This is a genomic window from Allostella sp., assembly GCF_041913585.1.
Classification (GTDB): Bacteria; Pseudomonadota; Alphaproteobacteria; order ATCC43930; family Allostellaceae; genus Allostella.
This window is the reverse complement of sequence record NZ_JAYSFE010000029.1, coordinates 21,705-41,169: the sequence shown is the minus strand read 5'-3', so window position 1 is coordinate 41,169 and position 19,465 is coordinate 21,705. Positions and strand designations below refer to the sequence as shown.

The window sequence follows — 19,465 nt, the reverse complement described above, 5'->3', positions numbered from 1 at the left end:
CCTACGGCCCGACCTTCCCCGACATCACCGTCTCCGACATCGTCGGCGTGCAGCGACGGATGCTGGAGCACCTCGGCGTGCGCCACCTGGTCGCCGTCGCCGGCAATTCCTACGGGGGGTTCCAGGCCTTCCAGTGGGCCGTGAACCACCCCGACTTCATGGACGCGATCGTCCCCGTCGTCACCGCCCCGGCGAGCCCGCGTCGGGCCTATCCCGAACTCCTCGCCCGCATCTCCGCCGATCCCAACTGGAACGGCGGCTGGTACTACGACCGGCCGGGCGGCGTGACGGCGACGATGCGCGAGATCCGCTACGAAACGCTGAAGCGCTACGGCGCCGACGAGGTGCTGGCCGACGAGGGGCTCGACCCGGCGGCACGGGAGGCGCGGATGCGGGCCCAGGCCGAGGCCTGGGCCGACCGCTTCGACGCGCATTCGCTGCTGATCCTGCGCAAGGCGGCCGACCGCTTCGACACGGTGGCGGAGTTCGACCGCATCCGCGCCAAGGTGCTCTACGTCATCGCCAGGACCGACGTGCTGTTCCCGCCCTCGATCGCCCCCGACGTGATGGCGCGCCTGACGGCGGCCGGCGTCGATGCGCAATATTTCGAGATCGACACCGAGTATGGCCACACGGCGAGCGGCGCCGACTGGCGGAAGTGGGAGGCGCCGCTGCGCCGCTTCCTGGCGCCGCTCGTGCCCTGAGCCGGCGCGTTGGCGCCGGGACCGACGCCGCGGCCACCCGACCTGCGCCGGGCCGAGGCCGCCCGACGGGGCGGCCGCCTGGCGGAGGCGGAGGCGATCTACCGCGCGCGCCTCGTCGAGGCGCCCGACGATCCGCGCGCGCTGCACGGCCTCGCCATCGTCGCCCTGCAGACCGGGCATCCGGGACCGGCGGCGGGCCTGCTGCAGCGCGCCGCCGCCCGCGGCGCGACGGCCGACCTGCTGGTCGATCTCGGGCTGGCGCTCGGCCTCGTCGGCGATCGCGCCAGCGCCATCGCCGCGGAACTCCGTGCGGTCGAGCTCGACCCGCGCCACGCCCAGGCGCGCTACAACCTCGCCTGCGACCTCCAGGCCGAGAACCGCCTCGCCGAGGCCATCGCGCAATACCGGCACGCGACCCGGCTGGCGCCCGGCCATGTCGACGCATGGAACAACCTCGCCCAGGCGCTGGTCGCCGCGGGCGAGATCGCCGAGGGCCTGGCCGCCTTCGACCGGGCGGAACGGCTGGCGCCCGCCGACGCCGCGCTCGCCGGCAACCGGCTGCTGGCGCTCCACTACGATCCCGGGCGGAGCCCGGCGGCGATCGCGGCCGAGCATCGGCGCTGGGGCGAGCGGCATGTCCGGCCGGCGCCGCCGCTGCGCCATCTCAATCCGCCCGATCCGGACCGGCCGCTGCGCATCGGCTTCGTCTCGCCCGACTTCTGCCGTCACCCGATCGGCTGGTTCGTGACCGGGCCGCTCGCCCATCGCGACCGCGCCCGGTTCCACGTCACCGCCTATTCCAGTCGGCGCGCCGAGGACGACCTGACGGCCGCCATCCGCGGCCTCGTCGACCGCTGGCGGCCGGTGGCCGGGCTCGACGACGGCGCACTCGCCGCCCAGGTCCGGTCCGACGGCATCGACATCCTGGTCGACCTCGCCGGCCACACCATGGGCAACCGGCTCGGCGCCTTCGCCCGCCGCCCGGCGCCGGTGCAGGCGACCTGGCTCGGCTGGATCGACACCACCGGCCATCCGGCGATCGACTGGTGCATCGCCGACCGGATCGAGGCACCGCCCGGCGAGGAGGACCGCTTCACCGAGCGGGTGATCCGGCTCGAGGGCGGCGCCATGTGCTACGCGCCGCCCGCCGACGCGCCGGCGACGGTAGCGCCGCCGCTGACCCGCGGGGCCGCGCCGACCTTCGGCTGCTTCAACAACCTGTCGAAGGTGAATGCCCGCGTCGTCGCCCTGTGGGCGCGCCTGCTGGCCGCGGTGCCGGCAGCCCGCCTGCTGCTGAAGAGCAAGGCGCTCGGCGATCCGGCGGTCGCCGGGGCGATGGCGGCCCGCTTCGCCGCCCACGGCATCGACGGCGACCGGCTGATCCTGGAAGGGCGGTCGCCGCACGGCGAGATGCTGGCGCGCTACGGCGACGTCGATGTCGCCCTCGACCCCTTCCCCTATTCCGGCGGCCTGACCACGGTCGAGGCGCTGTGGATGGGGGTCCCCGTGGTCACGCTGGCGGGCGACCGCATGGTGGCGCGGCAGACGGCCGGTTTCCTCGACACCCTCGGCCGGACGGAATGGATCGCGCCGTCGGGGGACGCCTATGTCGCGACGGCCGCGGCACTCGTCGCCGACCGCGCGGGCCTGTCGGCCGCGCGCGCCGGGCAGCGGGCGCGGATGGCGGCGACGCCGCTGGTCGACGGCGCCCGCTTCACGCCGATGCTGGAGGCGGCGTTCCGCGCGATGTGGCAGGACTGGTGCCGCCGGCAGGCACCGGGCTGAGCAGAGCCAGAACCGCCTCGGCCAGGTCGTCCGGGTGCCCGGCAACCCGGTCGGCGCCGGCCGCCGCCAGCTCCTCGCCGCCGCCATAGCCCCAGGCGGCGCCCACCGAGGGCAGCCGGTTCTGCTGCGCGCCGGCGATGTCGTGGTGGCGGTCGCCGACCATCACCGCGGTCTCCGGCCGGATCGCCTCCCGGCCCAGGATGTGGGCGATGAGGTCCCCCTTGCGGTCGAGCGCGCCGCCCGGCTCCGAGCCGTAGATGGTGTGGAAGGCGGGGGACAGGCCGAAATGGTCGAGGATGCGCCGGGCGAAGACGGTGCGCTTGGCGGTCGCGACATAGAGCCGGCAGCCGGCGCCGGCGAGCGCCGCCAGCGCCTCGGGAATGCCGCCGTAGACGGAGTTCTGGAAGAGGCCGCCGCGGCCGTAATGCTCGCGATAGAGCGCCACCGCCTCGGTCACCCGGTCGTCGCCGTAGCGCGCCAGCACCTGCGGCATGATCTCCTCGGGCGGCGGGCCGATGACGAAGGTGAGGTCGATGCCGAGGTCGGGCTCGTGCCCCAGCGACCGCAGGGCGGCGTGGTAGCTGGCGACGATGCCGGGTCGCGAATCGGTGAGCGTGCCGTCGAGGTCGAGGAGCACGGTGGGCGTGGGGGCCATGGCGGGGACGTCCGGGTCGGGTGGGCCGGGAAGAGGGCCCCAACCTACCCGGGCGCCCCCGCCCAGGCTATCGCCGGGACCGGCTACAGCAGGAACCAGTCCTGATCGAGCGAGCCGGTGCCGGCGATGGTGACCTTCGCGCCGGCCCCGAGGTCGATTTCCGCGCCGGCGCCCGTGAAGGCGATCGTGCTCGAGAAGATGAAGTCGTTGTAGTCGGCAAAGCCGAAGGCGATGAGGTCGATCTCGTCCTGGGTGCCGTCGAAGTCGCGGATCACGTCCTGGCCGCTGCCGGGGACGAAGACGAACCGGTCGGCGCCGCCCTCGCCGAACAGGACGTCGTTGCCGAGATTGCCGTGGACGACGTCGTTGCCGTCGCCGCCATGGACCGTGTCCGCGCCCTGCCCGGCATGGATCGTGTCGGCGCCGGCGCTGCCGAAGACCGAATCGTCGCCGGCGCCGCCGAACAGCCGGTCGTTGCCGGCGCCGCCGTCGACGAGGTCGCTGCCGAGATCGCCCGTCAGCGTGTCGGCGCCGTCGTCGCCATAGAGGGAGTCGGCGTCCTGGCCGCCGAAGGCGGCATCGTCGCCGGCGCCGCCGCCGATCAGGTCGCTGCCCTGGTTGCCGGCCAGGATGTCGTCGCCGGTGCCACCGAACACGCGGTCGAGACCGTTCTCGCCATAGAGCACGTCAGTGCCGTCGCCGCCGGTCAGGGTGTCGTTGTCGGGGCCGCCCGCGACGAGGTCGTCGCCGGGACCGCCGTCGAGCTCGTCCGCCCCCTCCGAGCCGAACACCGCGTCGTGGCCGTCGCCGGCCTGGATCGTGTCGTTGCCGCCGAGACCGGCCAGCAGGTCGTCGCCGCCCAGGCCGAAGATCCCGTCGGCCTCGCCGGTGCCGAACCGCACGTCCGCATCGTTGGTGAGGATGAAGGTCGCCATGGTCGCCACTCCCGTCGCGATGGTTGCGCGCAACCAACGGTGACGTTCGGAAAAGGTTTCGGACCTTCGCCGGGCCGGCGAACGTTGCTAGGGTCGGGTCCGGCGAAAGCGGGGTGCCCTGCCGTCATGATGCCCTTCCTCGACAACCTGCTATCGAGCCTTCCGGTCTTCCTCGCCCATGTCGGCGTCACCCTGGCGATGCTGGTCGCCGGGATTCTCGCCTACGAGGCGATCACCCCCTATCGCGAGCTGGCCCTGGTGCGCGCCGGCAACAGTGCGGCGGGAATCGCGCTCGGCAGCGCCATTCTCGGTTTGGCGATCCCACTCGCCGCCTGCATGGCGCGGTCGGTCGCGGTCTGGGACATCGTCGTCTGGGGCGTCGCCGCCCTGGTGCTGCAGCTCGCCGCCTTCGCCGTCGTCGCGGTGGCGCTGCGGCGCCTGCCGGATGCGATCGCCAAGGACGAGAAGGGGGCGGCCTGCGTCCTCGCCAGCGTCCAGCTCGCCGTCGCGCTGGTGATCGCGGCCGCCGTCGGCGGCTGAGCCATGGGGCGCCTGTTCCGGCTGCTCCTGATCCTCGGCGTGCTGGGGGCGATCGCGCACGCCACGTTCTTCCAGGAGTCGGAGCCGGGCTTCCCGCCGCCGCGCCGCGGCGTGCCCGACGCCTTCCGCGCGCCGGCGCCGCCGGACGTCTTCCCGCAACGACCGCTGCCGCCGCCCTCGGCCGCCGACCCGCGCGGCATCATCGAGGTGCCGGCGCGCGGCGGCAACGCCCAGGGAACCGCCGCCGTCATCGACAGCCGCGGCGTCTGGCTGACCGCCCGCCACGTGGCGGAAGGCTGCCGCGAGGTGCTGGTCGAAGGCACGGACCGCTGGGTGCGGACCCGGGTGGCGGCCCTCCATCCGCAGACCGACCTCGCCGTACTCGCCACCCGCGGCGCGCCCCCGGCCTTCCAGCTCGCCGACGGCCGCCTCCGGCTCGGGCAGTCCGGCTGGGCGATCGGTTATCCCAAGGGCGTGCCGTCGGTGGTCGAGGGCCAGCTGCTCGGGCGCGCGCGGCTGGGGTTCGCCGGGCGGATGCGCGGCGAGGCCGCGGTGACGGTGTGGACCGAGCGCCGCCGCACCCCGTCCGGCGACGGACCGCTCAGCGGCATCAGCGGCGGTCCGCTGGTCGACGGCGAGGGCCGGATCATCGGCGTCGCCGTGGCGGCGACCGAGCGCCGCGGCCGCTTCTACGCGGCCTCCCCCGAGGGCATGGCGGACATGATCGCGCGGCTGGCGCCGGCCGACCGGCCGGCGGCGGCCGCGCCGCTGGACGTCCGCCTCGACGGCGCGCGGGCCGAGCGCTTCGGTGCCTGGGCGATGGAGGCCCGCATGGTCACCCGTGTCGGCTGCCGCGGCTGAGCCGCGGCTCAGTCCTCGCGGTAGGGGGCGAGCAGCACGCAGACGCCGTTGCCGCGCTCGACCCGGCCCGGCGCACGGCGGCAGAAGAGATAGCCCGAACTGCGGAAATGGGCGACGAGCGGCGGCCGGCCGGGATCGTCGAGGAAGTTCACCTGCCCCGCCGGCTGCCCCTTCTCGACCCAGGTGCCGAGCGGATGGAACGGCTCGAACAGCCCGTCCGCCGGCGCGAAGACATAGCTGTCGGGCCCGGCGATCTGCATGAGCTGGGTCGGGCGGCGCTCCGGCGGCGGATCGGCGGTCAGCACTCCCAGGTGATGCAGCACGTTGCGGACGCCGCGTTCGCATACCGCCAGTCCCTCGAGCGAGACCGCCCCGGCGCTGCCCAGCTCCGAACCGATGACGACGAGGCCGCGGGCGAGCGCGGCCGCCGAGGAGGTGCGCTTCTCGCCCAGCGTGTCCATGACGACGGTGAGCGGCGCGTTGAAGGCGAGCACGGCATCCAGCGTGCGTCGCCGCAGGTCGGCATCGTCCGGCCGCTGCATCATCACCGACGGGATGAGGTCGAGCGAAGAGCCGCCCGAATGCAGGTCCATGAAGACGTCGGCCATCGGGAACAGCACGCTGTCGACATAGTGCGAGATCTGCTCGGTCGGGGTGCCCAGCGGATCGCCCGGGAAGGTCCGGTTCATGTTCTTGCCGTCGGCCGGCGAGACGCGGTTGCCGGCGCGTACCGCCGGCAGGTTGATCGCCGGCACGAAGATCAGGCGGCCGCGGATCGCGCGCGGGTCGAGGTCGCGGATGAGGCGGCCGAGCACGATCGGGCCCTCGTACTCGTCGCCGTGGTTGCCGCCCATCATCAGCACGGTCGGCCCCTCGCCGTTGCGGATGACGGCGACCGGGATCGGCAGCACCCCCCAGGCGTCGGTGTGCGGCGAATAGGGCAGATGGAGGAAGCCGACCTGCCGGCCCTCCCGCTCGTAGTCGATGTCGGTGAAGATGGGAGAAGCGGCCATCGGCGGGGGCTCCGGCTCGGACGGGGGGAGGGGCGGCCGCGGTGCCGGGCCGCCCCCGGCAGGATCAGAACACCGGCAGCTCCGGCATCTTGTAGCCGGCCCACTTCTCGAACAGGCGGCCGAAGTCGCCGTTCAGCTTGTGGAAATAGACGAAGGTGTTGACCCACTGCAGGAAGTCGGCGTCGCCGCGGCGGACGCCGATCGCCCCCGGCGACAGCCGGATGGTGAACTTGAGGTCGAGGTTCTTCTGCGGGTTGCGCTTGGCGATCTCGATCGCCAGCAGGTCGGCGGTGGCGACGATGTCGACCTGGCCCGAGAGCAGCGCCGCGGTGGTCGTGGCGTCGTCCTCGAAGCGGATGATCTGCGAGCCCTCGGGCGCCAGCCGCGTGAAGTCGAGGTCCTGGGTGGTGCCGCGGGTGATGCCGACCTTGTAGCCCTTGGTCGCCGCCATGTCGGGGATCGGCTTGTCCTTGGGTCCGAGCACCACGAGGCTGAGCGCGACGTAGGGGTTCGAGAAGGCGACCGACAGCGCCCGCTGCGGGGTGATGCCGAAGGTGGCGATGACGACGTCGACCTTGTTGGTCAGCAGGAAGGGGATACGGTTGGGACCGGTCAGCGGCACGATCTCGAGCTTGGCGCCGAGATCCTTGGCGAAGAGCTCGGCCACGTCGACGTCGTAGCCAGCCGGCTTCTGGTTGGCGTCGGTCAGCCCGTAGGGCGGAACCCCGAGGTCGATGCCGACCTTGACGGTGCCGCGCTTGACGATGTCGTCGAGCGTCCCGGCCGAGGCCGGCAGCGCGGCCAGCAACGGCAGGAGGAGCGGAAGCAGCAGGCGGGAGAGAAGACGACCCATGACGTGACCTCCAGCAGCAGCGGGCCGGTTCTCCGCCGACCCTCGGATCCTCATCAAGGCACGGCGCGCATCGGGGCGCCGCCGGTGCGGAGCCGCCGTTCGAGGCGGCGGCTCAGCAGCGACAGGGGGAAGCAGAGCGCGAAATAGAGCCCGGCCACCACCAGGAAGACCGTGAAGGGCTGGAAGGTGGCGTTGTTGATGACCTGGCCCGCGCGCGTCAGCTCGACATAGCCGACGATCGAGGCGAGCGAGGTGTTCTTCACCACCTGGACCAGGAAGCCGACGGTGGGCGGCACCGCGATCCGCACCGCCTGCGGCAGGATGACGAGCCAGACCGAGAGGACGAAGCGCAGGCCGAGCGCGCGCGCCGCCTCCCACTGCCCGGCCGGGATCGCCTGGATGCAGCCGCGCCAGATGTCGGCGAGGAAGGCCGCGGCATAGAGGACGAGCGCCGTCGAGGCAGCGACGATCGCCGGCACGTCGAAGCCGAAGATGCCGAAGCCGAAATAGAAGACGAAGAGCTGCATCAGGAGCGGCGTGCCCTGGAAGAGCTGGACGTAGCCCGTCACCAGCCACTGCGCCGGCCGCCACGGCGACACCCGCAGCACGGTGAGCACGAGCCCGAGCAGCCCGCCGCCGACGAAGGCGATGGCCGACAGCATCACCGTCCACTGCATCGCGGTGACGAGGTAGAGGAAGTCGCCGGTGCCGAACTGGCGGATCATCGGCCGCGCTCGAAGACGAGCCAGTGGACGCCGCGGAAGAATCCGCGGAAGGCCAGCGCCAGCGCCAGGTACATGACCATGACCACGGCGTAGATCTCGAAGCTGCGGAAGGTCCGAGACTGCATGAAGTTGGCCGCGAAGGTCAGTTCCTCGGCCGAGATCTGCGAGACCACGCTGGTCGCCAGCATCATCAGCGTGAACTGGCTGGCGAGCGCCGGATAGACGGTGCGCAGCGCCGGGAAGAGGATCAGGAAGCGGAATACCTGCACGCGGGTGAGGCCGAGCGCCCGCCCGGCCTCGACCTGGCCGCGCGGCACCGCCTCGATCCCGGCGCGCACGATCTCGGTGCAGTAGGCGCCGGTGTTGATGGTGAGCGTCAGCAGCGCCGCCGCCCCGGCCGACATGCGGATGCCGAGGCTGGGCAGGCCGAAGAAGATCAGGAAGAGCTGGACCAGGAAGGGGGTGTTGCGGATCGCCTCGACATAGGCGGCGATTGCCCAGGCGAGCCAGCGCGGTCCCTGGGCCCGGCCCCAGCCCCCGAGGATGCCGAGCATCAGCCCGAGGACGATGCCGGCGGCCGACAGCAGGACCGTCAGCCACGCCCCCCACAGGAGCTGGTCGAAGCCGGCGAAGACCGAACCGAACTGGAACTGGTAGGCCAAGGCGGTCGCCTCGTGCCCGAGGGCGGGATGGGAACGCTAACGTCGCGCTTCGCGACGCGTCAATGGCCGCGAGACCGGCAGGCGGGCGTCCCGCGCTCGACGGCCGGCCGGCGATCTGCCAACATCCTGGGCACCCCACACCTCTTCCCGACCCCACTGCCGAGGTATCGATCATGAGGCGCGTTCTGTGCGCGGTGATGGCGCACGAGACCAACACGTTCAGCAAGGACCTGACGACGCTGGACACCTTCAAGCGGCGCGACTTCTATCTCGGCAACCAGATCGCCGAGGTGCGTCGCGGCACCCGCTCCAACTTCGGCGGCAGCTTCGAGGCGGCCGACAAGTTCGGCTGGCAGCTCGTCCATCCGATCATCGCCAACGCCAATCCCTCCGGCACGGTGACGGACGAGGCGTTCGAATATATCTGCGGCCAGATCCTGGACGCGGTCGACCAGGCGGGCGGCGTCGATGCGGCGCTCCTGCACCTGCACGGCGCCATGGTCGTGGACAGCTACCCGGACGCCGAGGGCGAGCTCCTGCGCCGCCTGCGCGCCAAGGTCGGCCCGAAGGTGCCGATCGCCGTCACCCTCGACCTGCACGGCAACATCACGCCGCTGATGGCGGAGAACGCCAACGCCCTCATCGCCTTCAAGACCTACCCGCACATCGACCAGTACGAGCGCGCCTGGCAGGGCGCGGAGATCCTGGAGCGGGCGATGAACGGCGAGATCGAGCCGCGCGTCGTGCTCGCCCGCCGGCGGATGCTGACCGGGCTCGACATGGGCCGCACCCAGGGCGGCCCGATGAAGGAGCTGGTCGAGGAGGGGACGGCGCTCGAGGAGAAGGGCGAGCAGCTCAGCGTCTCCGTCTTCGCGGGCTTCCCCCATGCCGACATCGCCGACGTCGGCCCCAGCGTCGCCATCGCCTACGACGCCCGCAAGCCGGGCGCCGAGGCAGCCGCGCGCGCCACCGCCGAACGCTTCATGGATCGCTGCTGGGAGACGCGCGACTACGCCGCGCTCACCTTCCTCACGCCCGAGCAGGCGGCGAAGAAGGCCAAGGCCGAGGAGCAGGGGGCGAAGGCCCCGCTGGTCATCGCCGACTACACGGACAATCCGGGCGGCGGCGGCTACGGCGACACCACCGCGCTCCTCAAGGCGATGGTCGACGCCGACCTGCAGAACGCCGCCTTCCACGCCATCTGCGATCCCGCGGCGATCGCGGAAGGCATGAAGGCCGGCGTCGGCAGCACCATCACGCTCACCTTCGGCGGCAAGTGGGACCCGACCAAGGGCGGTGGCCCGCTGACCCTCTCCGGCAAGGTCCGCGTGCTGACCGACGGCGAGGTCTGGGCCTACGGGCCGATGGGCGGCGGCGTGCGCCGCGAATACGGGCCCAGCATGGTGTTCCGCGTCGGCGGCATCGACATCGTCTTCATCACCAACAACGGCCAGGCGGTCGACCTCGCCCAGTACACCGCCATGGGCATCGAGCCGACCCGGAAGACGACGCTGGCGGTGAAGTCCATGCACCATTTCCGGGCGGCCTTCCAGCCGATCTCGCGCGAAGTGGTGGTCGTCGATTCGGGCTCGCTGTGCTCGGAGAACTTCAAGACCTTCACCTTCAAGAACGTCCCGCGGCCAATCTGGCCGCTCGACGAGGTGACCGACCCGACGGGGCGCTGAGGCGGACGCTTGGCCCTGACCTGCTTCGGACCGGCGGCGCTGGCGACGGCGCTCGCCGGCTTCGCCGACATGCTCGCCGGACGGCCGACGGCGGCACGGGCCTTCGCCCGCATCGCCGCCAGCGGCCGGTTCGGCGGCCCGGAGGATTCGCCCGAGCGGCGGGCGGGCGCGATCGCGCTCGCCCGCCGCCTCGGCATCCCGACCCTCGACGAGGCGCCGGCCGCGGCCTTCTCCTGGGACGGTGCGGTGCTGCGCACCGACAGCGAGGCCTGGGTGGTCCTGCACGAGATCGCCCACTGGCTGCTCGCCCCGGACGGGCGCCGCCATCGCCGCGACTTCGGCCTCGGCGCCGGGCCGGAGACCGGCCGCAAGCCCGAGGCGGACGGCGACCGCTGCCTCGACGAGCCGGCGCTCGCCGCCGAAGAGGCGGAGGCGTCGCTCCTCGGCATCCTGCTGGAGGCCGAACTCGGGCAGCCGGCGATCCATGCCTTCCTCGAACAGAACTGGCTCGAGGGCTGGCAGCGGCCGTCGTCCGCCGACTATTTCGCGGCCGTGGTCGACCGGCTGCGGGCGCAGGGCCGGATCGATCGCGACGGCCGTCCGGTGCTGTCCCTGGGCGACGCCCGCGCCGCATGAACGGGGCCGCCGCCGGCCTACCGCCGGGGCCGCTGCGGGTCCTGGCGACGGTTCTGCTGCCGTTCGCCGCCGGCTATTTCTGCTCCTACCTGCTGCGCGCGGTGAATGCGGTGGTGGCGCCCGACCTAGTCGCCGCGGTCGGCCTTTCGGCCGGCGACCTCGGGCTCCTGACCGCCGCCTACTTCCTCACCTTCGCCCTCCTCCAGGTGCCGCTCGGCGTCGCCCTCGACCGCTGGGGGCCGCGGCGGGTGCAGGCGGCGCTGCTGGCGATCGCGACCGTCGGCATCCTCCTCTTCGCGCTGGCGGAGACGCGCACGGGCCTGTTCGCCGCCCGCGCCGTCATCGGCTTCGGCATGGCCGGCGGCCTGATGGCGGCGCTCAAGGCGATCACCCTCTGGGTCCCGCGCGAGCGCTGGCCGCTCGTCAACGGCTGCTTCATGGCGATGGGCGGGCTTGGCGCGCTCGCCGCGACGGCGCCCGCCGAGGCGGCCCTCCACTTCGTCGACTGGCGCAGCCTCTTTGTCGGACTGGCGGCGATAACCGCGGGGGCCGCCGCCCTCGTCCTGTTCCTGGTGCCGGAGAAGCCGGCCACGGCGGCTCCGGGCCGGCTCGCCGACCAGTTCGCCGCGGTCGCCCGCATCTACCGCGACCCCTTCTTCTGGCGGATCACGCCGGCCGCCGTCGCCACCCTCGGGATCACCATGGCGATCCAGACCCTGTGGGCCGGTCCCTGGCTGCGCGACGTCGGCGGCCTCGGCCGCGAGGCGGCCGCGGCCTATCTCCTCGCCATCGCCGCCGCCCTGACGGCGGGCTTCGCGCTCTCCGGCGTCGTGACCGACATCCTGGTGCGCCGCGGGGTGGCGCTGACCCGGGTCATGGGCGGGGCGCTCGTCCTGCTCATCGCGGTCCAGGCGCTCATCACCTTCCAGGTCGCCGCCCCGTCGCTGCTGCTCTGGGTGCTGTTCGGCCTGCTGTCGAACGGCGCCATCGTCTTCTTCCCGATCCTCAACCGTCACTTCCCGCCCGAACTGGCCGCGCGCGTCAACACGGCGACCAACCTGCTCAATTTCGGGATCGGCTTCGCCGCGCAGGCGGCGATCGGCTGGATCATCGACCTCTGGCCGGCGACCGACGGGCGCTATCCGCCGGACGCCTATCGCTGGGCCTTCGCCGCCATGCTCGCCGTGCAGGTGCTGGCGCTGCTGTGGTTCCTGGCCCCCGGGACCCCCCCAGTCAGCCGGCCGGGCCGACGACACCGTGCCTGACGAGGACGGCGCGGATCTCCGCCTCGGTCTCCGGGTAGAGATCGCGGTCGATCGCCGTCCGGCGGTCCGGGCGGCCCGCCGCCCGGTGGACGATCCGCGCGGTCCAGCCGGCGAAGTGCAGCACCGTGTCCTCGCCGAGGTTGCGCCCATAGTCGCCCGGCAGCCCGCGATGGGCCGGATCGATCGCGGAGAGCGCGAGCGCCACCATCTCCTTCGTCGCCGGCTTGGGCAGCTTGACCCCGCGCTCGCGCAGCTCCTTCACGAAGAGCCGCTCCAGGCTGTCGCCGAAAATCCCGAACATCGCCGCCCGCTCCCGCTGCCAAGGCGGGCGTTATAGCGCCGCGGGCGGCGTTCCGGAAACCGCGCCCTCGGCATGCAGGGCCGCGATCCGCTCGGGGCCGTAGCCCAGCACTTCGGCCAGCACCCGGTCCGTGTCCTGGCCGAGCAGAGGCGGGGGAAGCGGCGGTACCACCGGCGTGTCGGACAGGCGCAGCGCGCTCGCCACCAGTTCGAGCCGGCCGATCGTCGGATGCTCGACCGCGGCCACCATGCCGCGCGCCCGGACCTCGGGCGCCGAGAGGGCGGTCGGCACGTCGCGGACGATGCCGGCCGGCACCCCCGCCGCCTCCAGGCGCCGGAACCACTCGGCCGTGGTGCCGACGGCGAAGATGACCTCGAGCAGGGGGATCAGCACCTCGCGATGCCGGACCCGGTCGATGTTGCGGACGAACCGCGGATCCTCGGCGAGCTCCGGCCGGTCGAGGACGCGGCGGCAGAGGGCCTGGAACTGCAGGTCGTTGCCGCAGGCGAGCGCCAGCATGCCGTCGGCGGTCGCGAAGATCTGGTAGGGCACGGTCGTCGGATGGGCGTTGCCCCAGCGCCCGGGCGCCTTGCCCGAGACCAGCCAGGCGCTGCCGACATTGACCAGCGCCGCCACCGTCGAATCGAGCAGTGCGGCATCGACGAGCTGGCCGCGGCCGGTGCGGTCCCGGGCGATGAGCGCGGCCAGGATCGCCTGGGTCGCGTCCTTGCCGGTCAGCACGTCGCAGATGGCGACGCCGACCTTCATCGGCTCGCCGTCCGCGGCCCCGGTGATCGCCATCAGGCCGCCCTCCGCCTGGACGACGAAGTCGTAGCCCGGGCGGGCGGCCATCGGGCTGGTGCGGCCATAGGCGGAGATCGAGCAGTAGACGAGGCGCGGATTGATCGCCGACAGCGTCTCCCAGTCGAGCCCGTACTTGGCGAGCGCGCCGGCGCGGTAGTTCTCGACCAGCACGTCCGCCTTCCCGGCGAGCGCCCGCACCACCTCCTGGCCGCCCGGCGTGCGCAGGTCGACGGCGATGCCCTTCTTGTTGCGGTTGACAGCGAGGTAGTAGGCGCTCTCGCCGGCGGCGAACGGCGGCCCCCACTTGCGGGTGTCGTCGCCACCGTCGGGATTCTCGACTTTCCACACCTCGGCGCCGAGGTCGGCCAGGGTCATCGTACACCAGGGGCCGGCCAGGACCCGCGACAGGTCGAGGACGCGGATGCCGGCGAGCGGCGGGGCGTTGGTCATGGCGGATGCCCTCCGGGTCGAGGCGGCTCGATCAGGTGGAGGCCGGGACCGAGATGGGCGCCGCCGTCGATCTGCAGGAGCTGGCCCGTCATCATGGCGGCGGCGGGCGTGGCGAGGAAGGCGGTCAGCTCCGCCACCTCCTCCGGCATCGTCGGGCGGCCGAGCGGGGTCGCCTGGACGAGGCGGTCGAGGATCGCCTGACCCGCCTCGCCGGCAAGGCCCCCGGTCACCACCGTGCCCGGTCCGATGCAGTTGAGGCGGATGCCGGCCGGCGCCCATTCGAGGGCCAGCGTCCGCGTCAGGGCGAGGACGCCGGCGCGCGCGGCGATCGAGTGCGCCATGCCCATCGAGCCGCGATCGACGCCGGACAGCGAGATGCTGACGACGGCGCCGCGGGCGGCGGCGAGGAAGGGATGGGCGGCCCGGGTGATCGCGAACACCGCCGTCAGGTTGAGGTCGAGGACGGCGGCCCAGCCGCGGGCTGAAATCTCGGTCGCCGGCGCGAAGAACTGGCCGCCGGCATTGTTGACGAGGAGGTCGATGCGGCCGCCGGGTTCGGCGGCGGAGCGCACGAAGGCGGCCGCAGCCTCCTGGTCGCGGACATTGACGACGGCATGGCGGAAGCGGCCGCCGGCCGCAGCCGCGAGACGCCCCGTCTCCTCCAGCCGCGCCGCCGTGCGGCCGCAGCCGACGACCTCGGCGCCGAGCGCCGCCAGCCGGAGCGCGATCGCCCGGCCGATGCCGCTGCCCGCACCCGTCACCACGGCGACCCGGCCGGCGAGCGCGCCCGGCGCCAGGACGGCCGTCATCGCTTCACCAGCCGCTTCGCCTTGTGGGTGAACCGGTCGAGGGTCATCGGCGGCAGCACCTCGACGACGGCACGGACCAGCAGCTTCGTGCGGATCGCGTCGGCCAGCCGGTGGCCGATGTCCGGCGGCGCCTCGCCCACCGCCTCGACCTGCAGGCGGATCCCGGTCGGGAACCCGGTCGCCGGATCGCGCACGCTGTCGTCGAGGATGATGCGGTATTCGTCCGCCAGCCCCGGCATCGCCCGCACCACGTCCTCGACCGCCGTCGGGAAGAGATTGACGCCGCGGACGACGATCATGTCGTCGGCGCGGCCGAGCACGCCGCCCGGCAGGCGCGCGTGGGTGCGGCCGCAGGCGCAGGGCCGGCTGTCGCGCACCACCACATCGCCGGTCGCCCAGCGGACCAGCGGAAAGGCCTGCTTGTCGAGATGGGTCAGCACCAGCATGCCCGGCGTGCCGTCCGGCACGGCGGCGCCGGTGTCGGGGTCGATCACCTCGGCAAAGGCGAAATCCTCCATCAGGTGGCCGCCCGCCTGGGCCGCGCAGTCCCAGGCGATCGGCTGGAACTCCAGGCTGCCGTAGCAGTCGTAGACCCTGGCGCCCCACAGGTCCTCGAGCCGGGCGCGGGTCGCGGGCACGCCCGCCCCGGGCTCGCCGCCGACGCCGATGTGGCGCACCTTCGAGGCGCGCAGGTCGCGGCCCATGCGCTGGGCGACCTCGGCCAGATGGGCGGCGAAGGACGGCGTCGCCATGATCGCCGTCGTGCCGTAGGCGAAGAGCGTCTCGATCTGGCGCTCGGTGTCCCCGCTGCCGCCGGGGATGACGGCACAGCCGATGCGCTCGAAGGCCGCCGTCGCGCCGAGCCCGCCGACGAACCAGGGGTAGGAGAAGAGGCACTGGAAGACGTCGCCCTCGCGGGCACCCTGGCTGTAGGTGGCGCGCGCATAGAGATCGGCCCAGCGGGCGAGGTCGTCCGCGGTCCAGGCGTCCGGCGTCGGCCGCGAGGTGGTGCCCGAGGAGAAATGGACGCGCCGGATGGACGCGGGGTCGCAGGCGAGCGCCGTGCCCCAGGGCGGGGCGGCCTCCAGCGCCGCGAGGTAGTCCTGCTTCGTCGTCAGCGGCAGGCGGGCGAGGTCGGACGGCGAGCGGAAGTCGGCGGCGCGGAACCCGGCGGCGGCGAAGCGCGCGCGATACCAGGCGCTCGACGCCTCGACATAGGCGAGCTGGCGCGCCAGCGCGTCGGCCTGGAACGCGGCCAGCCGGTCGCGCGACCACGTCTCGCGCTCGTCCCACTGGTTCGCGGAGAATGCCTTCGTCACGGTCGCAGCCCTCGCACCACGAACTCCACCATCTCGTCGGCGATGGCGTCCTGCGCCGCCGCATCCTCGTGCGGGCGTGGGCGGTACCACACCGTCAGCCAGTTGAGGGACCCGAGGATCGGCTTGATGGCGCGCCGCGGCAGCAACGGCCGGAATTCGCCCGTCCGCACCCCCTCCTCCAGCACGCGGACGAAGAGGCCCTCGTAGGTGTCGCGCATGCGGATGACGCCGTCGAGCGCGGCGCGCTGCCGCTCCGTCACCCGGCCGGCCAGGTGCCGCTCGAGGCCCTGCACCGAGACGCGCTGGAAGGGGAAGCTGGTCATCAGCAGGATCGCATGCGCGCGGACCATCGCCGCGATGCGGGCCGTCGGCGGATCGCTTCCCTCGGCGAGCGGCGTCACCACGTCGAGCATCCGCTGCATCGCGTAGCGATGGATGTCGAGGAAGATGTCGGCCTTGCTGCGGTAGTAGTGGTAGACGCGGCCCTTGGTGGCGCCGAGCCGGTCGGCGATGTCGTCGATGGTGGTGGCGGTGTAGCCGCGCTCGGTGAAGGCGGCGGCGGCGGCGGCCAGGATGGCGTCGCGCCCCTCGACGCGGGCGGCGGGACGGGCGCCGCTCGCGATCTCCGCCGGCGGCTCGGGATCGGCCATGTCAGGCATCCCGGACCGCCTCGGCCTCGGCCTTGATGGCGCGGCCGATGACGAGGCGCTGGATCTCGGAGGTGCCCTCGTAGACCTCGGTGATGCGCTGGTCGCGGTACAGCCGCTCGACCAGGTTCGGCTTGCAGTAGCCCTCGCCGCCCCAGACCTGGACCGCGACGTCGACGGCCCGATGCGCGACCTCGGTCGCGTAGAGCTTCGCCATGGCGCCGAGCGTCGAGATGTTCTCGCCGCGATCGTAGGCGGCGGCCGCCTCGTACATCATCATCCGCGCCGCCGACAGCGTCGTCGCGACGTCGGCGAGCTGGAACGAGATGCCCTGGAAGTCGACGATCGGCTGGCCGAAGGCGACGCGGGCGAGGGACCGGTCGCGGGCGGCGGCATAGGCGGCGAGCGCGATGCCGAGCGACTGCCCGGCGACGACGACGCGGCCGACGTCCAGCGTCTTGAACGCGAGGCGAAGGGCGCGGCCCTCGGTGCCGACGAGGTCCTCCGGCCCGACGACGGTGTCGAGCCTGAGGTTGCTCGTGCGCGTGCCGCGGATGCCCATCTTGTCGGAAAAGTGGTCGACCGCGACGCCCGGCTTCTCCTTGTCGACGACGAAGGCGCTGACGCCGCGCGCGCCGGCCGCCGGGTCGGTGCGGGCGAAGACGACGTAGTAGCGGGAGATGCCGCCGTTGCCGATCCAGTATTTCTCGCCCTTCAGGCGCCAGCCCGCACCCTCGCGCACCGCCGTCGTCGCGAGCGCGGCGGCATCGGAGCCGGACCCTTGCTCGCTGAGTGCGAAGCTGATCGAATTGCCGCGGGCGAGTTCGCCCAGGTACTTCGCCTTCTGCCCGGCCGTGCCTTCGAGCAGGATCGGGAAGGCGCCCAGCTGGTAGGTCGAGATGATGGCCGCGGTCGTGGCGCAACCGGCGGCGACCGCCTCGGCCACCGCCGTCAGCGCCGTCAGCGAGGCGCCGCTGCCGCCGAACTCGCGCGGCAGGAACATGCCGCTGAGGCCGGTCTCGACCAGCACCGGGATCGATTCGTGGGGGTAGCGCTGGTCGCGGTCGATCTCCGCCGCCAGCGGCGCGAAATGGGTCTCGGTCGCCGCCCGGGCGCGCTCCAGCCACGCCGCGGCGGCGGCATCGAGCCGCGGTTCCCAGATCACGCCCATGACCCTGCCTCCCGGTCGCTTGTCTTGCACCTACCGGGTAGTATCATGCCCGCCCCCAGCGGGTACGCGCAATCTCCGGGAGTGTGGGAATGACTTTGGAAGACCGTGGGCCGGGCCCCGACGCCATCTATCGCGAGGAGCTCCTGGCCGGGCGCTTCACCATCCAGACCTGCGCCGACTGCGGGCTCGCCAGCTTCCCGCCCCGCGTCTTCTGCAAGCATTGCGGCTCGGCCGCCCTGACCCGCGCCGAGGCATCGGGCGAGGGCACCGTCTACTCGACCAGCGTCGTCCGCAACCGCCCGGACAAGGGCGGCGACCACAACGTCTCGCTGGTCGACCTCGCGGAGGGTGCGCGGATGCTGACCCGGGTCGAGGGTGCGGCCCCGACCGACGTGCCGATCGGCGCGCGGGTGAAGGCGCGGATCGTGACGGGCGAAGTGCCGCACGTGGTCTTCGATCTGGTGAAGGAGTGACGGCGATGACGCACCACCAACTGCGCGGCGCCAGCGCCGTCGTCGGGGTCGGGCTCGCCGGCTGCGGCGAGGCCCCCGGCCGGACCGCGATGGAACTGATCGGCGCCGCCGCCTGGAACGCCGTCACCGACGCCGGCCTGAAGATGACCGACATCGACGGCGTCTTCGGCGTCTCGGCCGTGCACGGGATGCCGTCCGTCACCATCTCCGAATATCTCGGCATCCGGCCGCGCTATTCCGACGGCAGCATGATCGGCGGCTCGTCCAACGTCGCCCACATCCTGCAGGCGACCATGGCGATCAAGGCCGGCCTGTGCTCGACGGCACTCGTCGTCTACGGCTCGAACCAGAAGAGCGCGTCGGGACGGCTCGTCTCCTCGGCGGCCGAGTTCAATCCCTACGAGCAGCCCTACAAGCCGCGCTTCCCGATCACCGCCTACGCGCTGGCCGCCGCCCGCCACATGCACCAGTTCGGCACGACGCGCCGGCAGCTGGCCGAGGTCGCCGTCGCCGCCCGCGCCTGGGCCAACCTCAATCCCGAGGCCTACATGCACGGGCCGCTGTCGGTGGAGGACGTGCTGAACGCGCGCATGGTCTGCGATCCCTTCGGGCTCTTCGACTGCTGCCTCGTCACCGACGGCGCCGGCGCGCTGGTCGTGGTCGGCCGCGACCGGGCGAAGGACTTCCCGAAGAAGCCGGTCTATTTCCTCGGCGGCGGGATGGCGCACTGGCACCGCTCGATCATGCAGATGCCGGACATCACCGTCAGCGCCGCCTCCGAATCCGGCCCGCGGGCCTTCGAGATGGCCGGCATGGAACCGGCCGACATCGACGTGCTCGAGCTCTACGACGCCTTCACCATCAACACGATCCTCTTCCTCGAGGATCTCGGCTTCTGCCCGAAGGGCGAAGGCGGCCGGTTCGTCGAGGGCGGCCGGATCGCGCCCGGCGGCGCCCTGCCGGTCAACACCAACGGCGGCGGCCTGTCCTGCGTCCATCCCGGCATGTACGGCACCTTCATCCTCGTCGAGGCGGTGCGGCAGCTCCGCGGCGAGGCGGGCGACCGCCAGGTGAAGGAGCCGGAGACGGCGCTGGTGCACGGCAATGGCGGCGTGCTGTCGAGCCAGGTGACCAGCATCTTCGGCACCGAGGCGACGCTCTGACGGCCGGAT

21 protein-coding genes are annotated in these 19,465 nt (G+C 72.7%); 9 read left to right on the top strand and 12 right to left on the bottom strand.

Features of this window, described 5'->3' with window-relative positions:
- Together ACE3Q3_RS07965 and ACE3Q3_RS07960 are read left to right on the top strand one after the other, a co-directional pair.
- Window positions 1-704, top strand: a 704-nt coding sequence (locus ACE3Q3_RS07965) for an alpha/beta fold hydrolase (RefSeq protein WP_374444300.1), incomplete at its 5' end; no start/stop codon positions are given.
- Between the two features lie 9 nt (window positions 705-713).
- Complete coding sequence (locus ACE3Q3_RS07960) at window positions 714-2,489, top strand: tetratricopeptide repeat protein (RefSeq protein WP_374444298.1); 1,776 nt, start codon at window positions 714-716, stop codon at window positions 2,487-2,489.
- Here the strand turns inward: ACE3Q3_RS07960 and ACE3Q3_RS07955 are convergent.
- A complete protein-coding gene (locus ACE3Q3_RS07955; RefSeq protein ID WP_374444296.1) occupies window positions 2,419-3,144 on the bottom strand; it encodes an HAD hydrolase-like protein in 726 nt (241 codons plus the stop codon). The genes ACE3Q3_RS07960 and ACE3Q3_RS07955 overlap by 71 nt on opposite strands.
- Window positions 3,145-3,227: 83 nt before the next feature.
- Window positions 3,228-4,079 carry a calcium-binding protein gene (locus tag ACE3Q3_RS07950; protein WP_374444294.1) on the bottom strand — a complete coding sequence of 284 codons (852 nt, stop codon included), beginning with the start codon at window positions 4,077-4,079 and terminating at the stop codon, window positions 3,228-3,230.
- 126 nt (window positions 4,080-4,205) lie between these two features.
- On the opposite strand from ACE3Q3_RS07950, the gene ACE3Q3_RS07945 reads away from it, so the two are divergent.
- The gene (locus ACE3Q3_RS07945) at window positions 4,206-4,619 is read left to right on the top strand and encodes a DUF350 domain-containing protein (RefSeq protein WP_374444292.1); all 414 of its coding nucleotides are present in this window, start codon (window positions 4,206-4,208) and stop codon (window positions 4,617-4,619) included.
- A gap of 3 nt (window positions 4,620-4,622) precedes the next feature.
- The gene (locus ACE3Q3_RS07940) at window positions 4,623-5,480 is read left to right on the top strand and encodes a serine protease (protein ID WP_374444290.1); all 858 of its coding nucleotides are present in this window, start codon (window positions 4,623-4,625) and stop codon (window positions 5,478-5,480) included.
- Window positions 5,481-5,488: 8 nt separating this feature from the next.
- Here ACE3Q3_RS07940 and ACE3Q3_RS07935 read toward each other — a convergent pair whose 3' ends face one another.
- The 4 genes from ACE3Q3_RS07935 to ACE3Q3_RS07920 form a co-directional block, all read right to left on the bottom strand.
- Window positions 5,489-6,493, bottom strand: a complete 1,005-nt coding sequence (locus ACE3Q3_RS07935) for a succinylglutamate desuccinylase/aspartoacylase family protein (RefSeq protein WP_374444288.1) — start codon at window positions 6,491-6,493, stop codon at window positions 5,489-5,491.
- A 64-nt stretch (window positions 6,494-6,557) separates the two neighbouring features.
- On the bottom strand, window positions 6,558-7,346 hold the full coding sequence (locus ACE3Q3_RS07930) for a transporter substrate-binding domain-containing protein (RefSeq protein ID WP_374444286.1): 789 nt from the start codon (window positions 7,344-7,346) through the stop codon (window positions 6,558-6,560).
- A 53-nt stretch (window positions 7,347-7,399) separates the two neighbouring features.
- Window positions 7,400-8,071: an amino acid ABC transporter permease gene (locus tag ACE3Q3_RS07925; protein WP_374444284.1), complete on the bottom strand. Its 672-nt coding sequence runs from the start codon at window positions 8,069-8,071 to the stop codon at window positions 7,400-7,402.
- On the bottom strand, window positions 8,068-8,733 hold the full coding sequence (locus ACE3Q3_RS07920) for an amino acid ABC transporter permease (RefSeq protein WP_374444282.1): 666 nt from the start codon (window positions 8,731-8,733) through the stop codon (window positions 8,068-8,070). Before ACE3Q3_RS07920 ends, ACE3Q3_RS07925 begins: the two co-directional genes overlap by 4 nt.
- Before the next feature lie 173 nt (window positions 8,734-8,906).
- Between ACE3Q3_RS07920 and ACE3Q3_RS07915 the strand changes: the two genes are divergently transcribed.
- From ACE3Q3_RS07915 to ACE3Q3_RS07905, 3 genes are read left to right on the top strand one after another with little or no spacing between them, the layout of a single operon-like run.
- Window positions 8,907-10,418, top strand: coding sequence for a M81 family metallopeptidase (locus ACE3Q3_RS07915; RefSeq protein WP_374444280.1), 1,512 nt, complete (start codon window positions 8,907-8,909; stop codon window positions 10,416-10,418).
- Window positions 10,419-10,427: 9 nt separating this feature from the next.
- Window positions 10,428-11,054: a hypothetical protein gene (locus tag ACE3Q3_RS07910; protein ID WP_374444278.1), complete on the top strand. Its 627-nt coding sequence runs from the start codon at window positions 10,428-10,430 to the stop codon at window positions 11,052-11,054.
- Window positions 11,051-12,319, top strand: coding sequence for an MFS transporter (locus ACE3Q3_RS07905; RefSeq protein ID WP_374444276.1), 1,269 nt, complete (start codon window positions 11,051-11,053; stop codon window positions 12,317-12,319). Before ACE3Q3_RS07910 ends, ACE3Q3_RS07905 begins: the two co-directional genes overlap by 4 nt.
- Here ACE3Q3_RS07905 and ACE3Q3_RS07900 read toward each other — a convergent pair.
- Genes ACE3Q3_RS07900 through ACE3Q3_RS07875 form a run of 6 tightly spaced genes read right to left on the bottom strand, consistent with a single transcriptional unit; the run spans window position 12,288 to window position 17,820 of the window.
- Entirely contained in the window at window positions 12,288-12,620 is a 333-nt protein-coding gene (locus ACE3Q3_RS07900; RefSeq protein WP_374444274.1) for a hypothetical protein, read from the bottom strand. The genes ACE3Q3_RS07905 and ACE3Q3_RS07900 overlap by 32 nt on opposite strands.
- Window positions 12,621-12,650: 30 nt before the next feature.
- Window positions 12,651-13,874 carry a CaiB/BaiF CoA transferase family protein gene (locus ACE3Q3_RS07895; protein ID WP_374444272.1) on the bottom strand — a complete coding sequence of 408 codons (1,224 nt, stop codon included), beginning with the start codon at window positions 13,872-13,874 and terminating at the stop codon, window positions 12,651-12,653.
- Complete coding sequence (locus ACE3Q3_RS07890) at window positions 13,871-14,683, bottom strand: SDR family NAD(P)-dependent oxidoreductase (RefSeq protein ID WP_374444270.1); 813 nt, start codon at window positions 14,681-14,683, stop codon at window positions 13,871-13,873. The genes ACE3Q3_RS07895 and ACE3Q3_RS07890 overlap by 4 nt, the downstream gene beginning before the upstream one ends.
- Window positions 14,680-16,002, bottom strand: coding sequence for a phenylacetate--CoA ligase family protein (locus ACE3Q3_RS07885; protein WP_374444268.1), 1,323 nt, complete (start codon window positions 16,000-16,002; stop codon window positions 14,680-14,682). Before ACE3Q3_RS07885 ends, ACE3Q3_RS07890 begins: the two co-directional genes overlap by 4 nt.
- On the bottom strand, window positions 15,999-16,652 hold the full coding sequence (locus ACE3Q3_RS07880) for a TetR/AcrR family transcriptional regulator (protein WP_374444266.1): 654 nt from the start codon (window positions 16,650-16,652) through the stop codon (window positions 15,999-16,001). The genes ACE3Q3_RS07885 and ACE3Q3_RS07880 overlap by 4 nt, the downstream gene beginning before the upstream one ends.
- A gap of 1 nt (window position 16,653) precedes the next feature.
- Window positions 16,654-17,820: an acyl-CoA dehydrogenase family protein gene (locus ACE3Q3_RS07875; RefSeq protein WP_374444264.1), complete on the bottom strand. Its 1,167-nt coding sequence runs from the start codon at window positions 17,818-17,820 to the stop codon at window positions 16,654-16,656.
- 89 nt (window positions 17,821-17,909) lie between these two features.
- Here ACE3Q3_RS07875 and ACE3Q3_RS07870 point away from each other — a divergent pair, with 89 nt between their 5' ends.
- Together ACE3Q3_RS07870 and ACE3Q3_RS07865 are read left to right on the top strand one after the other, a co-directional pair.
- Complete coding sequence (locus ACE3Q3_RS07870; protein WP_374444262.1) at window positions 17,910-18,293, top strand: Zn-ribbon domain-containing OB-fold protein; 384 nt, start codon at window positions 17,910-17,912, stop codon at window positions 18,291-18,293.
- A 5-nt stretch (window positions 18,294-18,298) separates the two neighbouring features.
- Window positions 18,299-19,456, top strand: a complete 1,158-nt coding sequence (locus ACE3Q3_RS07865; protein WP_374444260.1) for a thiolase — start codon at window positions 18,299-18,301, stop codon at window positions 19,454-19,456.
- Window positions 19,457-19,465: the final 9 nt, after the last annotated feature.

What these genes read in the sequence shown, in the direction of transcription:
- ACE3Q3_RS07955 (WP_374444296.1), bottom strand. Translation starts at nt 3,144, where the DNA reads ATGGCCCCCACGCCCACCGTGCTCCTCGACCTCGACGGCACGCTCACC.
- ACE3Q3_RS07950 (WP_374444294.1), bottom strand. Translation starts at nt 4,079, where the DNA reads ATGGCGACCTTCATCCTCACCAACGATGCGGACGTGCGGTTCGGCACC.
- ACE3Q3_RS07945 (WP_374444292.1), top strand. Translation starts at nt 4,206, where the DNA reads ATGATGCCCTTCCTCGACAACCTGCTATCGAGCCTTCCGGTCTTCCTC.
- ACE3Q3_RS07940 (WP_374444290.1), top strand. Translation starts at nt 4,623, where the DNA reads ATGGGGCGCCTGTTCCGGCTGCTCCTGATCCTCGGCGTGCTGGGGGCG.
- ACE3Q3_RS07935 (WP_374444288.1), bottom strand. Translation starts at nt 6,493, where the DNA reads ATGGCCGCTTCTCCCATCTTCACCGACATCGACTACGAGCGGGAGGGC.
- ACE3Q3_RS07930 (WP_374444286.1), bottom strand. Translation starts at nt 7,346, where the DNA reads ATGGGTCGTCTTCTCTCCCGCCTGCTGCTTCCGCTCCTCCTGCCGTTG.
- ACE3Q3_RS07925 (WP_374444284.1), bottom strand. Translation starts at nt 8,071, where the DNA reads ATGATCCGCCAGTTCGGCACCGGCGACTTCCTCTACCTCGTCACCGCG.
- ACE3Q3_RS07915 (WP_374444280.1), top strand. Translation starts at nt 8,907, where the DNA reads ATGAGGCGCGTTCTGTGCGCGGTGATGGCGCACGAGACCAACACGTTC.
- ACE3Q3_RS07905 (WP_374444276.1), top strand. Translation starts at nt 11,051, where the DNA reads ATGAACGGGGCCGCCGCCGGCCTACCGCCGGGGCCGCTGCGGGTCCTG.
- ACE3Q3_RS07900 (WP_374444274.1), bottom strand. Translation starts at nt 12,620, where the DNA reads ATGTTCGGGATTTTCGGCGACAGCCTGGAGCGGCTCTTCGTGAAGGAG.
- ACE3Q3_RS07895 (WP_374444272.1), bottom strand. Translation starts at nt 13,874, where the DNA reads ATGACCAACGCCCCGCCGCTCGCCGGCATCCGCGTCCTCGACCTGTCG.
- ACE3Q3_RS07890 (WP_374444270.1), bottom strand. Translation starts at nt 14,683, where the DNA reads ATGACGGCCGTCCTGGCGCCGGGCGCGCTCGCCGGCCGGGTCGCCGTG.
- ACE3Q3_RS07880 (WP_374444266.1), bottom strand. Translation starts at nt 16,652, where the DNA reads ATGGCCGATCCCGAGCCGCCGGCGGAGATCGCGAGCGGCGCCCGTCCC.
- ACE3Q3_RS07875 (WP_374444264.1), bottom strand. Translation starts at nt 17,820, where the DNA reads ATGGGCGTGATCTGGGAACCGCGGCTCGATGCCGCCGCCGCGGCGTGG.
- ACE3Q3_RS07870 (WP_374444262.1), top strand. Translation starts at nt 17,910, where the DNA reads ATGACTTTGGAAGACCGTGGGCCGGGCCCCGACGCCATCTATCGCGAG.
- ACE3Q3_RS07865 (WP_374444260.1), top strand. Translation starts at nt 18,299, where the DNA reads ATGACGCACCACCAACTGCGCGGCGCCAGCGCCGTCGTCGGGGTCGGG.